At 43.1% G+C, this 15,027-nt stretch carries 12 protein-coding genes; 3 read left to right on the top strand and 9 right to left on the bottom strand.

Going from position 1 to position 15,027, the window contains the following annotated elements; all coding sequences use genetic code 11:
* Positions 1 to 8 precede the first annotated feature (8 nt).
* The 9 genes from CDG62_RS06565 to sdsA all read right to left on the bottom strand — a co-directional run bounded on the left by CDG62_RS06565 (position 9) and on the right by sdsA (position 11,861).
* Positions 9 to 1,043, bottom strand: a complete 1,035-nt coding sequence (locus CDG62_RS06565; protein WP_087526378.1) for an agmatine deiminase family protein — start codon at positions 1,041 to 1,043, stop codon at positions 9 to 11.
* Positions 1,044 to 1,223: 180 nt separating this feature from the next.
* Positions 1,224 to 1,661: a YbjQ family protein gene (locus tag CDG62_RS06570; RefSeq protein ID WP_087526377.1), complete on the bottom strand. Its 438-nt coding sequence runs from the start codon at positions 1,659 to 1,661 to the stop codon at positions 1,224 to 1,226.
* Positions 1,662 to 1,664: 3 nt separating this feature from the next.
* Entirely contained in the window at positions 1,665 to 2,021 is a 357-nt protein-coding gene (locus CDG62_RS06575) for a YbjQ family protein (protein ID WP_087526376.1), read from the bottom strand.
* A 103-nt stretch (positions 2,022 to 2,124) separates the two neighbouring features.
* Complete coding sequence (gene adeK, locus CDG62_RS06580) at positions 2,125 to 3,582, bottom strand: multidrug efflux RND transporter AdeIJK outer membrane channel subunit AdeK (protein ID WP_087526375.1); 1,458 nt, start codon at positions 3,580 to 3,582, stop codon at positions 2,125 to 2,127.
* Positions 3,582 to 6,758 carry an efflux RND transporter permease subunit gene (locus CDG62_RS06585; protein WP_087526374.1) on the bottom strand — a complete coding sequence of 1,059 codons (3,177 nt, stop codon included), beginning with the start codon at positions 6,756 to 6,758 and terminating at the stop codon, positions 3,582 to 3,584. Before CDG62_RS06585 ends, adeK begins: the two co-directional genes overlap by 1 nt.
* A gap of 12 nt (positions 6,759 to 6,770) precedes the next feature.
* Positions 6,771 to 8,012, bottom strand: coding sequence for an efflux RND transporter periplasmic adaptor subunit (locus CDG62_RS06590; protein ID WP_087526373.1), 1,242 nt, complete (start codon positions 8,010 to 8,012; stop codon positions 6,771 to 6,773).
* Positions 8,013 to 8,037: 25 nt separating this feature from the next.
* Positions 8,038 to 8,649, bottom strand: coding sequence for a phosphatase PAP2 family protein (locus tag CDG62_RS06595; protein WP_087526372.1), 612 nt, complete (start codon positions 8,647 to 8,649; stop codon positions 8,038 to 8,040).
* A gap of 146 nt (positions 8,650 to 8,795) precedes the next feature.
* Positions 8,796 to 10,850 carry a site-specific recombinase gene (locus tag CDG62_RS06600; protein WP_087526371.1) on the bottom strand — a complete coding sequence of 685 codons (2,055 nt, stop codon included), beginning with the start codon at positions 10,848 to 10,850 and terminating at the stop codon, positions 8,796 to 8,798.
* 33 nt (positions 10,851 to 10,883) lie between these two features.
* Positions 10,884 to 11,861, bottom strand: coding sequence for an All-trans-nonaprenyl-diphosphate synthase (gene sdsA / locus CDG62_RS06605; protein WP_087526370.1), 978 nt, complete (start codon positions 11,859 to 11,861; stop codon positions 10,884 to 10,886).
* Between the two features lie 468 nt (positions 11,862 to 12,329).
* On the opposite strand from sdsA, the gene rplU reads away from it, so the two are divergent.
* The 3 genes from rplU to CDG62_RS19770 all read left to right on the top strand — a co-directional run bounded on the left by rplU (position 12,330) and on the right by CDG62_RS19770 (position 15,006).
* Positions 12,330 to 12,641 carry a 50S ribosomal protein L21 gene (gene rplU / locus CDG62_RS06610; protein ID WP_004695441.1) on the top strand — a complete coding sequence of 104 codons (312 nt, stop codon included), beginning with the start codon at positions 12,330 to 12,332 and terminating at the stop codon, positions 12,639 to 12,641.
* A 19-nt stretch (positions 12,642 to 12,660) separates the two neighbouring features.
* Entirely contained in the window at positions 12,661 to 12,915 is a 255-nt protein-coding gene (rpmA, locus tag CDG62_RS06615; RefSeq protein WP_004695443.1) for a 50S ribosomal protein L27, read from the top strand.
* A gap of 180 nt (positions 12,916 to 13,095) precedes the next feature.
* Entirely contained in the window at positions 13,096 to 15,006 is a 1,911-nt protein-coding gene (locus tag CDG62_RS19770; RefSeq protein WP_162904013.1) for a YadA-like family protein, read from the top strand.
* The last annotated feature ends 21 nt before the right edge of the window (positions 15,007 to 15,027 follow it).

Consider the following 15,027-nt stretch of genomic DNA (forward strand, 5'->3'; position numbering starts at 1 on the left):
GAACGGCATTACTTACTGATTTTATTTAAATAATTTAAGAATAATTCCGCATTTTTCCCACGCACTTGCCAAGACATACAACGTACACCGCCCCCCATATGACAGACATTAGCAGACTGTACAGGAATCACGGTACGTTTGGTAACGCTACGAATTTGCTTTAAAGCGACAGCATCCTCTTTAATGCCAAATTGCGGGAAGTAAATCCGTTCAGGTGTTACGAGCATGTTGGTGTATAAGCCACATGCAGAACCAAACTTTTCATCATAAATCTCACTGCCATCATAAGGAGTGATGATTTCACGAATTTTAACATTGGGAATGCCGCGTTTTAGGTCTGCTTTAAGCTGCTCGACATAGTCGGGATCTTCAGGGTAGGAGTTAATTACCAGTGTATTTTGATCCACAAAACTGACCACACCATCAGCATGTTCCAAGCCGCCTTGTTCATCGGCTTCAATGAATACAATTTTTTTGGCTCCTGTCAGTGCCATGAGTTTCTTACGCGCTTCGTTTTCGGTTAGCTTGTTATCTGCTAGAAACTTGGTGCTGAGGACGACATTGCCATAACCATCTTCCACCCAATTACCACCATCATTCAACAGTTTGGTCTGAGTAAACTGTAAGCCTGCTTTTTGACTGTAGTATTTAAACTCATCTTGCACTTCATCTGAAATAGCCTGACCTTTTTTAGCCCCACCTTGCCCAGCGGCAGTGTAGCGGAACATGACGGGTTGAGCCGGATTGACGCTGGTGAAGTCACGCATCCAAATGTCATGCATCGGTGCGATTGCTACATGCTTTTTTCCCAAAGCTTTGACATAGTCGGGGTAAAGCTGTTTGTCTGTCAGAACAATTACATTGTCTCCGTTTTTAATAATTTTTTTTGCATAATCGACGTGGAAATCGAAAATATCATCCATCATTTTTGCATAGTAAGCATCTTTACTTTGAGGGGATGCCAGTACAATTAATTCAGCTTTGGCTACAAGTGGGATCATGCTGAGTACAGCCATACTTATTTTTGGTGCTAAAGATTTCATTATCTGTGACCTATTTACAGTGTAGGTGAAGTCCATTTTTATTTTGTTCAGTGTAGATAATTATGCTCTAGCGAGCAATCTAGCATCAAGCTGTACGATAGAAGGTGATCGGGCATGAGCGATTTTGTGCACTCATGCTTTTTGAGTTTGGTGAGAGGAGGATTAGTTAATAGTCGCTGTTTAAGGAATTTGAATGGCGGTTCCATAAGCAAAGACTTCGACCATACCGCCTTGCATGCCCATTTCTGTGGTCGCCAGTCGCATACAAGCAATATGCGTTGCGCCATGCTTTTCCGCTTCAAGTTTGAGTCGGACAATGGCTTCACGACGGGCACGATCGACAACACTTTCATAACTGGTCAGCCGACCGCCCAAAAAGTTTTGTACGGTCGCGAGTACGTATTTGAAATAATCATGTGAAATCACCACATTGCTACTGATCATGTGTCCAGACTGTGCAAAATTCACTTTGCGCAGATTACCCACGGTAATGTAGGCAAGACGCTTCTCATTCTGTTCAAGCTCTGCCAAATGTTTACGTTCGTTATATCGGCCAAAGCCAAAACCGACGCTAAACAGCACCGCAAAGATCAGCAGTTGAAAAACTAAACTTTCCATCGCTTAGGCCTGTGTTGAAAATGGATCAGGGAGATGGTTGTTTAACGGTGTGACACGGACGGCAGTGCCATACACAAATAACTCAGATGCACCTTGGGCAATATTTGAAGTTGAAAAACGAATTCCTACGATGGCATTTGCACCTAGGCCTTGTGCTTTTGCAATCATACGATTCATGGCTTCTTGGCGTGATTCTTCTAAAAGCTCGGTATAGGCCGTGAGTTCACCACCGACAATATTTTTTAAACCTGCCAAGAAGTCACGTCCGACATGTTTACTCCGAACTGTACTGCCATAGACCACATCCAGTTGTTGAGAAATCGTATGTCCAGGAACAGACTCAAGGTTACTTAAAAGCATAATGTTTAATATTTAAATGATTTGATTGTCTTTGAAGATAGGAAAAAGCCCAGCAAAAAGCAATAAAAAAGCCCACCGAAGTGAGCTTTTCACACTGCAAACCTTAGTTTGCTGTTTTGTTGTACTTCACATCTGAAGAAGAAGGTTGTTTCACCACTTGATCTGTCGTATTGGCTTTTACGCCACCACCGAGGGTTTTATACACTTCAACTTGGTTGTTCAAATTTGCTTGTTCAAGCAATAACAAACCTTGTTCTGCTGAGTACGATGTACGCTGTGCATCAAGTACAGTGAGGTAGTTATCAATACCTGCACGGAAGCGAGCAGTTGAAAGCTTATAAGTGGTGTTGGTTGCGTCTACCAGACGACGTTGTGCAGCCAAACGGTCACCAATATTTTCCCGTACTGCCAATGCATCATTCACTTCGCGGAAAGCAGTTTGAATGGTTTTTTCATAATCTGACAATGCAATTTTTTGGTCAGTTTCTGAAATTTTCACATTGGCACGACGTGTACCCCAGTCAAAGATTGGAATATCTAAGCTTGGGCCAAGTGACCATACGAAGGCACCTGATTTAAACAAGTCGCTTAAATCTGTCGATGCATAACCCGCTGTGCCTGTTAAGCTGATGGTTGGGTACAACTGAGCTTTTGCCGCACCAATGTTGGCACCCGCAGCAGACAATTGATATTCCGCAGCGCGGACATCAGGACGGTTATTTAACAAGTCGCTTGGCAAGCCCGCTGTCAACGCCGTACTTTGGGTAATACGCTTCACAGGTTGAGGAGACAATAAGTTTGCAGGAACAGGCTGACCCACCAACAGGTTGAGTAAGTTCTGTGCTTGTGCAAGTTGAGTCTTGTAGTTCGCAACGTCATTACGTGCGGTTTCAACCGAAATTTGCGCTTGACGTACAGGTACTTCACTGTCGATACCTACATCAAATCGTTTTTTGTTCAGATTGTATGATTCAAGCTGTGCTTTTAAGGTTTGGTCTGCCAGTTTTAAGTTAGCATTGGCAAACGAATAGCTCAGCCATGCTTGCGCAACCTGACCAATCAACGAAATTTGAGTTGCATCACGCGCACTTTGAGTCGCTAAATAGCTGTCTAGAGCATTGTCTTTTAAGCTACGAACACGACCCCAAAAGTCTAACTCATACGCAGTTACGCCAAGGCCAACATTGTAAGTTGTGATTGGCTTATTCGAGCTGAGTGTATCTTGGCGAAGCACACTACCACTTGCACCAATGGTTGGCAGTTGGTTGTTCTCGCTAATCTGATACGCTTGCTGAGCACGTTGAATATTTAAAGTCGCCGTACGGAGGTCACGGTTATTGGCTAGCGCTAACTCGATGACTTGGACTAAACGCTGATCAGCAAAAAAGTCTTTATAGCCTTGTTCTGCAACAGATGGACCTGTTGTTGAACTAATATATCCTGTTGGGATATCCGCTTGAGCGACGGGTTCTGGACCACGCATGCTTTGACATGCAGTCAAAGCAAGCGCAAGTGCAGATACCGCAATGCTACGACCTGAAATAGACCATACTTTTTGCATCACGATGTTTGCTCCTGATTATTTTGTTTCTTAGGTTTGTATTTGAAAATACTACGAATCCAAACAAAGAATACTGGAATGAAGAAAATACCCAACAGTGTAGAACTAATTACACCACCAAGGACACCAAAGCCTACCGAGTGTTGACTACCTGCACCAGCACCTGTTGAAAGAGCAAGCGGAAGGACACCAAAACCGAAAGCAAGGGTGGTCATGATAATTGGGCGTAAACGCATTTTTGCAGCATGAAGGGTTGCATCAAATAAGTCTTCACCTTGTTCTTGCAATTCTTTTGCAAACTCTACGATCAAGATCGCATTTTTCGCAGAAAGACCAATCACGGCAACAATTGCAACTTGGAAGTAGATGTTAAATGATAAGTTTGGATCGCCCTTAATGATCATGCCTAACCATGTCAGTGCAAATGCACCAAGAATACCAAGTGGTACAACCAGCAATACTGAAACAGGGATAGACCAGCTTTCATACAATGCAGCTAGACATAAGAAGACGATGAGCATCGAAAGAACAAGCAGCGGACCTGTTTGATTGCCCGAATCACGTTCTTCTAAAGATAAACCTGTCCATTCATAGTCGAAACCTTGTAAGCCCATAGATGGAAGCTTGCCAATAATTTCTTCCATCGCAAGCATCGCATCTCCCGAACTTACGCCCGGTGCTGGAGTACCTTGGATGTTTACAGAAGATACACCGTTATAACGCTCTAGACGTGGTGAACCATAAGTCCATTCGCCTGTTGCAAACGCTGAGAAAGGAACCATCGTACCACTGCTATTACGCACATACCACTTGTTCAAGTCTTCAGGCATCATACGTGTATTCGCTTCACCTTGAACATATACCTTTTTCACACGACCACGGTCAACGAAGTCATTGATATACGTACCACCCCAAGCCATGCTCATGGTTGTATTGATATCTGCAATACTCACACCCATTGCACCCGCTTGCGCTTGATCAATGTTGATTTGGTATTGAGGAGTATCTTCTTGACCATTAGGGCGGACGCCTGCAAGACGTTTGTCTTGTGCAGCCATACCTAAAATAGCATTACGTGCCGCAATCAATTTCTCATGACCTTGACCACTCGCATCTTTCAACTGGATGTCAAAACCAGCAGATACACCTAACTCAGGCATTGCAGGTAACTGTAATGGCATGATGTAAGATGCATCTTTAATCATATTCAATGACATGCCGCGTTGAATGATGGCACCAATTTGCGACTCAGGTGTCGTACGCTCACTCCAGTCCTTCAGTTTAATAAAGGCAAGACCTGCGTTTTGACCAACACCTGTGAACGAGAAACCAGAAACTGTAAAGATCGACTCTACATGCTCTTTTTCTTTATTCAGGAAGTAATCCGTCATGCTAGACACGACTTTATCTGTACGTTCAAGGCTTGCACTTGGTGGAAGTTGAACTAAAGTCATGACCACGCCTTGGTCTTCATCTGGTAAGAATGAAGAAGGTAAGGCTTTATACAGACCAAATAAACCTGCAAGTACCAGTAGATAAACCACTCCAGAAAATATTTTATGGTGAGTCATACGGTTGACACCACCTTGGTATTTCACTGCAACTTTTTCAAAGCTACTGTTAAACCAACGGAAGAATCGCGCAAAAATATTATTACTTTCTGGCTTGTTTGCATCATGTTGTTTCAACAATGTTGCACACAGGGCAGGAGTGAAGGTTAATGCCACAATCAATGACAAAATCATTGCGGTAACAAGTGTAATCGAGAACTGACGGTAAATAACACCCGTTGTTCCAGCGAAGAATGCCATTGGTACGAATACCGCAGTTAACACACTCGTAATACCGACCAAAGCACCAGAAATTTGTTGCATTGATTTTTCAGTTGCAGCCACAGGGTCGAGGTGTTCTTCTTGCATGACACGTTCAACGTTTTCCACAACAACAATCGCATCATCGACCAAAAGACCAATGGCTAAGACCATCGCAAACATGGTGAGCGTGTTGATTGAAAAACCGAAAATGTTAATGACAGCAAATGTACCCAATACAACCACTGGAACAGCCAATGTTGGAATAACCGTCGCACGCCAGTTCTGTAAGAATAAGAACATGACAATGAACACCAACACGACAGCTTCAATTAATGTGTGTACAACACTTTCAATCGACAGCTTAATAAATGGTGTAGTGTCATAAGCCAGTTGATCTTTTAAACCATCTGGATAGTTTTTGCGTAGTTCATTTAAACGTTCTTCAACGGCAGCAGCAGTATCTAGTGCATTCGCGCCTGTTGCTAGTTTAATTGCGACACCGCCTGCAGCTTTACCATTAAATTTAGAGTCAAATTGATAGTTATCTGAACCGAGTTCAACACGCGCAACATCACCCAAGCGAACTTGAGCACCAGAAGCCGTATTTTTTAGAAAAATATTTCTAAACTGTTCAGGGGTTTGCAACATGCTTTGAGCATTCACCGTTGCGTTTAGCACTTGACCTTGCACAGATGGTGCACCACCTAACTGACCTACCGCCACTTGCGAGTTTTGCGCATTAATCGCAGCTGCAATATCAGTTGGCGTCACTTGTAGGCTAGTCATTTTAGCTGGATCTAGCCAAATACGCATTGCATATGAACCACCAAAGACTTGAATTTCACCTACACCTGCCACACGGCTGAGCGGTTCAGAGATGTTTGAGTTTACATAGTCTTTAATGTCTGATGCCGATAAACTTCCATCTGGAGAGTAAAATGCAAGAACTTGCATAAAGCTCGCACCAGACTTGGTGACTTTTACACCTTGACGTTGTACATCTTCAGGTAAAAGCGCCGTTGCCGATTGTAGTTTGTTCTGTACTTGAACTTGAGCAATATCAGGATCGATGCCTTGTTCAAAGTTTAAGTTAATAGACGCTTGACCGTTACCCGCACTGTTAGAGGAGATATAGCGTAGACCATCCAGACCATTCATCTGTTGTTCAATGATCTGAGTGACCGTGTTCTCAACAGTCTGTGCAGAAGCACCTGGATAAGTTGCAGAGATTGTCACCACAGGAGGTGCAATCGTCGGATATTGAGCAACTGGCATTTTTGTTAGCGTGAGGATACCCGCCAACATAATGACCAGTGCAATCACCCACGCAAAAATGGGGCGATGAATAAAAAATTGAGCCATTCAGTCTACCCCTTATGTGTTTGAAGTAGCTTTTTGTTCAGTTTTCGCACTAGCTTCTGTCTTTTTAGCATCCGTTGTTGGAGCTTGAGGTGCTGCTTGAGGTTGATACGGTTTCGCAACAACTTTCTGTTCAGCTTTAACTTTCGCTATTCCGTCAACAATAACTTTCTCGCCTGTTTTAAGGCCTGCGGTCACAATCCAGTCTTGGCCTTGAGTGCCAACGGTGGTGATTTGACGAGGTTCTACTACGCCTTTGTCATTCACAATCATTGCCATCGCTTGACCTGTTGGTGTGCGAGTCACTGCAATTTGCGGCACTAACATCGCATTCGGGATTACGCCTTGAACGATTTGCGCATTGGCAAACATACCTGGAAGCAACAAGTGATTCGGGTTCGGGAACACCGCACGAATCGTCACAGTCCCTGTATCTGGATTGACACTAGCATCAGAGAACGCTAAACGGCCTTCGATTGGATAGTCACTACCATCTTCTAGTTTCAGCTTCACACGCGTGTTGTTACTGCTGTCTAAGCTACCTTTACTCAATTGTTGACGTAAACGAAGAAGTTCAGAACTCGATTGGTTGATATCAACATAGATCGGGTCTAAACGTTGAATTGTCACCAATGGTTCTGTTTGGTTTGCAGTCACCAAAGCACCGGCAGTAACTGTAGAGCGGTTGGTTTGACCTGAAATTGGTGAGCGGATGGTTGAGTAACCTAAGTCCACTTCAGCATTTTTAACTTGTGCACGTGCTGCTGCCACTTGTGCCTCAGCGACATTTACTTGACCTACTAAGTCGTCATAGTCCTGTTTCGCAACAGCGTTGCTTGAAACCAGTTGTTGATAACGATTGAGTTTGGTTTTCAGTGAGCTTAAATTCGCTTCTTGTTGTAATAATGCTGCTTTGGCATTATCAAATGTTGCGCGGTTGGTACGAGAATCAAGTTCATAAAGAGCCTGACCTTCACGTACATAACTGCCTTCCGCAAACAAACGTTTTAGAATTATTCCACTCGTTTGTGGGCGAACTTCAGAAACTTCAAATGCCGTGGTTCTGCCAGATAACTCTACAGATTGTTCTACATTTTGTGGTTGTGCAACAATGACACCGACTTCAGTAGGTGGCATTTGTTGAGAAGCGCCAGCTTGCTGCGCATCCTTTGGGTCTTTGCTACAACCAACAAGTGCAATACTCGTTGCTAATGCGCAAGCGGTAAGGGCTGGGGCCCAAAGCTTTGCCGACATCATTGTTCCACCTCGATTAGATTCTTATCTAAAAATAATTTGTATTTAATTGGGTATATCTGCCACACAAGATGTAAAGCAGTGAAATCCAGATAATACTAATGCTCCAACCTGCGAGAACGTCGGACGGAAAATGTACTCCAAGATAGACTCTTGAAATTCCCATCATCAGCATCCATAAAAGAGCAATGAATACAACATAACGATGTGCAGGAAATGGTCGACTTAAGAAAATGGCAAGACACGCCAAAGTGGCAGCATACATACTGTGCGCACTCGGAAAGGAAGCACCATAGCTCGTCACTAGGTGAAACATTTCTGGTGGGCGTGGTCTTGAAATTAGAAATTTAAGTAGCCAAGCAGAAGCAATACTTCCAACAACGCCTAAACCAATAAAAACAACATCTCTATACTTTTTATACCATGCACGATGGAAACACCATAGAGTGGTTAGAAATAATACAAATGGCATGCCACCAAGTGCCGATAAAAGTATTGCAAGTTTATCTATAGGTTCAGTTCTTAATGTGCTGAAATATTCGACCATCGCCAGATCTAAAGCGGTGAGTAGTTGAATGCTTAAAGCTAATACACTGATTATAAATAAAATAACACCTATAAAAAGCAACAAGTAAGGCATGTTGGAACTCGTGTCATTTCAACCGATTTAAGCGCGGTTATTTACTGGGTTAAAGTGTACTCATTAGTACACTTTAATTCAAGTGTTGATTAATCATGTATAAAATTTTGTTTACAGTGTAACAAGAGCTCAAAATCGGTACAAAATCATTTTGTATGGTGTTTTGTATTGTTCGAACTTTCCTCAACTTCAAGAGGTACTTTCGGTGGCCAAAAGAAGTCACTTGGTCGCGTTAGAAAATGGGTTAAAACCAATTTTGCTAAAGGTTTCCATTGTTCAAAGCGGACCCGACGTGCACGTAAAGCTACAATAATCGTGAGGGTAAAACTGACAAATAAGTTCGTCAGACCAATAGCGAGCACCCCGAGAAAAGATACAATAATCAAGCCAATCTCGGGACTGCCATTAATATTCATCAGACCTTGAATGAAGTTTGCAGAAGCAAAGGCAATATGGCGAATATCCAGGGGTAAACCCAAAATATAACCAATGGTTCCCATACTTCCTAGCATAATCCCGAATAGAAAATTACCCGCCAACGCACCTAAGTTGCGTTCTATATAACCTGCAAATTTGTCGAGTCGTTCTTGCCCCATGATTGTTTTGAGGCGAGGGTGTGCTTTTAAGCGTGGACCGACTTTGCGATAAACTGCCATATTGTCAAAATAGCCTGCCAAAAGTCCCGATAAAAACAAACAGACACCCGCAATCGCGGCGTGCGGAATGGCTAAAGAGGTAAAAGGGTTTAAGTCATGTAACACTTTCGCAGCTTTTGCATGGTTGAGTAGCGGTTCATGCATGCCAGTTGCCCATGCCCATGTAATAAAGGCGGCAACAGGGATGGCAATTGAGATATTTCCCAAAATAGCAATAAATTGCGTGCGAATAATGTTAATAATCAGCGCTGCTAATTCAGCAATTTGTGCTGTTTTTGACCCTTTACGTTGTTGTACGGTTGCCGCGAGTGCCGCTGCCGTCATCGCTGGTTGTTTGGTTGCCACAGTAAAGTGCAACACATGAATCAGCATAAACCCCAATGAGTAGTTCATGCTGTAAACAAATGCTTGCATGAGCGGTGCCATGATCATTCTTGCCGACAATATTTTTAGAGTCGCCATGGTTGCAATGATGACACCTGCACCTGCTGCAGACTTATACATGGCTAAAAAGCCTTGTTTGTCTGTACTTACATAGTGTTCGCCCGTTTTACTGGCATTTTCAGTGACCTGTAAAGCAATCAATTCACTATTGGTCGTCAGTAAAGAGCGTACACTCCGTTCACTATAAATTGCAGCGGTAATGTCGACCAAGAGCAGACTCACCGCTTCATAGTGTGCTTCGCCTTCTTCTACGATTAAATTGAGCAATAGTTCGACACGGTCTAAGCATTGCTCAAGTAAGGAAATCAGATAGGTTAAACTGACACTGACCCCAATACGTTTGGTCGCACGGCGAATTTTTAATACTACATCGCGACACTGCTCAATCATGACCAGTGCTTGTGAAGCGTCGGGTGGGGCAACCACACTAGAGCTTTCTGCTTCTTGATGTGCCTTTTTATACTGTTGAATGAACTCGATAATTTCGCGGTTCTGAACTAAAAAAGGCGACTCATATTCGGTCAGTTCAGGCTGCGCATTAATAAACTCTGGATATAAACCAATACCACTAATCCGATAAGACAGCACCGTAATGGCTTTAATCACTTCACTGCGAATTTTGACTTTTTCTTTTTGATTGGCATGCCCGAGATTGAGCAGGTTCAGCAGTTGTAGCCAGTCACTGTCTCGGATGTTATCGAGCCAATATTTATCACTTCGGTTGGGGAAAAGGCGACGGACTAAATCTTGCAGTTGAGTTTCGTCATTAATCAGTGGGAGAAAGTGTGCTCCTAAACGCTGTGACAATTGGTTCCAAAACCCATCTAAAGACAAGATACCTGTGTCGGCATAAAGACTGGTTTGTTTATATTGAGAAATAAGCCGTAGTACAAAGCTTTGTAATGTCGATGCGGCATCGGGAGTGATGAGCAATGCTTGAATGAGTGCTTGAATTTTTTGATGGATTTCATCGGTTTGATATGCATCCGTTGGACGAATACGCTCCACCAACTCAATTAAAAGTTGATCATTTAAAACAGCTTGAGGTTGCTCAAGCTGTTGCTGCATTTGAGAAAACAGATCATTAAATTTTATATGCATAGGCAAGTTAAAAACATTTTAAAGCATCATTTGTTATTGAATTCGATGTAAAGCCAGTTGGGTTAAATTGACCAGTGCTTGACGATATTGGCTCTCTGGTAAAGCCTGTAAGGCTTGAAGTGCGGCTTCGGTTTCTTCATGCGCCCGTTGTCGACAGTAATCAAGTGCGCCAGAACTGTTTACGATAGCAATAACTTGATCAAGATCTGCCGTTCCTCCTGTCGCAATACTTCTACGAACAACGTCATGTTCTTCACCCGTTGTATTTTTCAATGCTGAGATTAACGGCAAAGTCGGTTTGCCTTCCATTAAATCATCGCCAATATTTTTACCTAATGTTTCCGCATCTGAGGTGTAATCCAAAATATCATCAATGATTTGAAAGGCATTGCCAAAGTGGCCTGCAAATAAACGCAGTGGTTCACGGTATTGCGGTGTCCCCGAAAGAATGGCAGCACCTTCAGTTGCTAGTTCAAATAAACGCGACGTTTTACCGTGAATAATATCTAAATACGTTTGTTCTGTGGTTTCAGGCTGGTGCTGTGCTTGAAGTTGTAGTACTTCACCTTCGGCTATTTCACAAGTTCCTGTAGAAAAATCTTTGAGTAAGGTCATATCACCGAGATCGACCAACAAATCAAAAGCGCGTGAAATTAGAAAGTCACCAACCAGTACTGCGGTCTGATTGTTCCAAGTTGCATTGGCAGTTGGGCGACCACGACGTAAGCCAGATTCATCAACCACATCATCATGGACTAAGGTTGCGGTATGCAGCATTTCAATGATGGCAGCAAGTTTACGTTGACGTTCTAAATCTGCTGCGCCACAGGCTTTGGCAGCCAATAAACACATAATTGGACGCATGCGTTTACCACCTGCTTCAACCACATGTTTACTTACCGCCATGACTAATGCCACTTTAGAGGTAATGCCTTCATTAATAAATGTGTCCATCGTGGCAAAGTCTTGAGCTACAGGGGCGAGAATATCTTGCTTAAAATCGATGGTCATTTGAAGAGCGGCCTCATCTATATAAAGTGATAAAAATCAGCATTACCAGTATTGTGTAAATATGGATACCTGTCTAAATAATTCATTTCAATCATAAAATAAGACTCGTTAGTGTGCGAGGCTGTATTTTACGAAAGACAGTTCCTTATTTCCCCAATGTATAAGCGTACTGTATTTGTAGGCTTATTTACATTTTTAAAATTAATTCATCCATACTATAGCGGATTGATTTTAAAAATCTATTTCATTGTAAGCAAACTCAAGCCAGAGTTGAACTGTAATTTGTTGATTGAGTTTTTCTCGATTATTAAATAATCGTTAATTTAGTCTAATAAGTTCGGCAAATCTCTTGTTGTTTGAGTCAATATCACTTAAAATCCTTGCCCTTGATTAACCCCAGTGGCGTTCGTATTAAGATCGATATCTTCCTTTATCGGCACGACGACACGGGCATGTTTGGAGTACATTATGTACGCAGTAATCCAAAGCGGTGGTAAACAGCACCGTGTTGTAGAGGGTGAAACCCTTAAAGTTGAATTGTTGAAAGCTGAAACTGGCGCAACTATTACGTTTGATGACGTATTAATGCTAGTAAATGGCGACAGCATTCAAATCGGTGCTCCAGTTGTTGCTGGTGCTACTGTAACTGCTGAAGTAGTTAGCCATGGTCGTCACGACAAAATCCGTATTGTAAAAATGCGTCGTCGTAAACACTACCGTAAACAACAAGGTCACCGTCAATGGTTCACTGAGTTGAAAATTACAGCTATTTCAGGCTAATCACGAGGAGTAATGAGACATGGCAACTAAAAAAGCCGGTGGTTCGACTAAGAACGGTCGTGATTCGAACCCTAAAATGCTTGGTGTTAAAATTTACGGTGGTCAATCTGTGACTGCTGGTAACATCATCGTTCGTCAACGTGGTACAGAATTCCACGCAGGTCAAAACGTTGGTATGGGCCGTGACCATACTTTGTTTGCAACCGCTGACGGCGTAGTAAAATTCGAAGTGAAAGGTCAGTTTGGCCGTCGCTACGTAACTGTTGAAGCGTAAGTTTTAATTGTAAGAAAAACCCACATTTTGTGGGTTTTTTTTTGTCTATTCATCTGGTTAGCTTATTTTTCTTGTATTTTTAATTTTGAATTAAAGCACTAAATACCAATAAATGGTGATGTGTGTCACAAAAAATAGGAGTGTAATAAAGAAACAAAATTAAAAGAAAGGCAGACGGATATGAATAAAATAGATACAAATAGCTTGGGTAATCCAGGCAACCAAGTAGCAGAAGTTCTTGGTCAAAAGTTAAAACAAGAGCAAAGTCATATCAGTGCTGCAGTCAAAAATGTAGTTCGGCAGTACACACTTGAGCCTAATCAATATGTTCGTAGTGAAAAGTTTACTGCAAAAGTATTGTTACTTAGTGCTTTGATGATGACTGCAAATAGTGTTTGGGCAACCAATGATGATAAAGAAAGATGTGATGGGTGGGGTGCTACTTGGTATTGTCCAGGAACTCCAGGTCCTACTGGTCCTGCAGGGGCTGATGGTGATAGTGCTTATCAGGTAGCTGTGAACAATGGTTTTATAGGTACAGAGGAGGCATGGTTAGAGAGTTTGAAAGGTGATACTGGTGCAACAGGAGCGCAAGGTGAGCAAGGTGAGCAAGGTCTCCAAGGTTTACAGGGCGAGCAAGGTATCCAAGGTGTGAAAGGCGATACTGGTGCAACAGGAGCGCAAGGTGAGCAAGGTGAGCAAGGTCTCCAAGGTTTACAGGGCGAGCAAGGTATCCAAGGTGTGAAAGGTGATACTGGTGCAACAGGAGCGCAAGGTGAGCAAGGCCTCCAAGGTTTACAGGGCGAGCAAGGTATCCAAGGTGTGAAAGGCGATACTGGTGCAACAGGAGCGCAAGGTGAGCAAGGTCTTCAAGGTTTACAGGGCGAGCAAGGTATCCAAGGTGTGAAAGGTGATACTGGTGCAACAGGAGCACAAGGTGAGCAAGGTCTCCAAGGTTTACAGGGCGAGCAAGGTATCCAAGGTGTGAAAGGTGATACTGGTGCAACAGGAGCGCAAGGTGAGCAAGGTCTCCAAGGTTTGCAGGGCGAGCAAGGTATCCAAGGTGTGAAAGGCGATACTGGTGCAACAGGAGCGCAAGGTGAGCAAGGTCTCCAAGGTTTACAGGGCGAGCAAGGTATCCAAGGTGTGAAAGGTGATACTGGAGCACAAGGTGAGCAAGGTCTTCAAGGTTTACAGGGCGAGCAAGGTATCCAAGGTGTGAAAGGTGACACTGGAGCGCAAGGTGAGCAAGGTCTTCAAGGTTTACAAGGTGTGAAAGGTGATACTGGAGCTACAGGCGCAACAGGGGCACAAGGTGAACAAGGTATCCAAGGTGTGAAAGGTGTGAAAGGTGACACTGGAGCGCAAGGTGAACAAGGTCTTCAAGGTATCCAAGGTGTAAAAGGTGATACTGGAGCGCAAGGTGAGCAAGGTCTTCAAGGTCTTCAAGGTTTACAAGGTGTGAAAGGTGATATTGGAGCAACAGGTGCAACAGGATACAATGCTTATCAAGTTGCGCAAGTTAATGGTTTTGACGGCACCATCACCGAATGGCTCGCTAGCTTAAAAGGCGATATGGGTAACACAGGTATGACTGGTGCAACAGGTTTTAGTGCTTATGATGTTGCAGTTAGTAATGGCTTTGAGGGTAGCATTACTCAATGGTTGGACAGTCTTAAAGGTGCAAATGGTACCAATGGGATTTCTAGAGAAGTGATGGATGCTGCTGATACCTACATCTTGAATGAAGCAAAAACTTACGTAAACCAAGTTGGGCAACAAACCCTTAACCAAGCAAATGCTTATACTGATAGTCGTGTAAATGCCTTGAATCAAGACATGCGAAAACTCGAAGATCGAACCTATGCCGCAGTGGCATCAAGTATTGCAATAGCATCTTTACCACAACCGACAGATGCGGGCTACAACATGTTTAGTGCCGGTGTGGGTACATGGGAAGGAGAGCAAGGGTATGCATTCGGTCTTAGTGGAGTGACTGAAAGTAACAAATATGTATACAAAGTAGCTGTAACAACCAATAGTGAAGGTGACTTCGGAGCAGGTGCAGCAATTGGTTGGCAGTGGAAATAACAGTGAACTATCTTAACTTAA

This window comes from Acinetobacter sp. WCHA55, from assembly GCF_002165305.2.
GTDB lineage: Bacteria > Pseudomonadota > Gammaproteobacteria > Pseudomonadales > Moraxellaceae > Acinetobacter.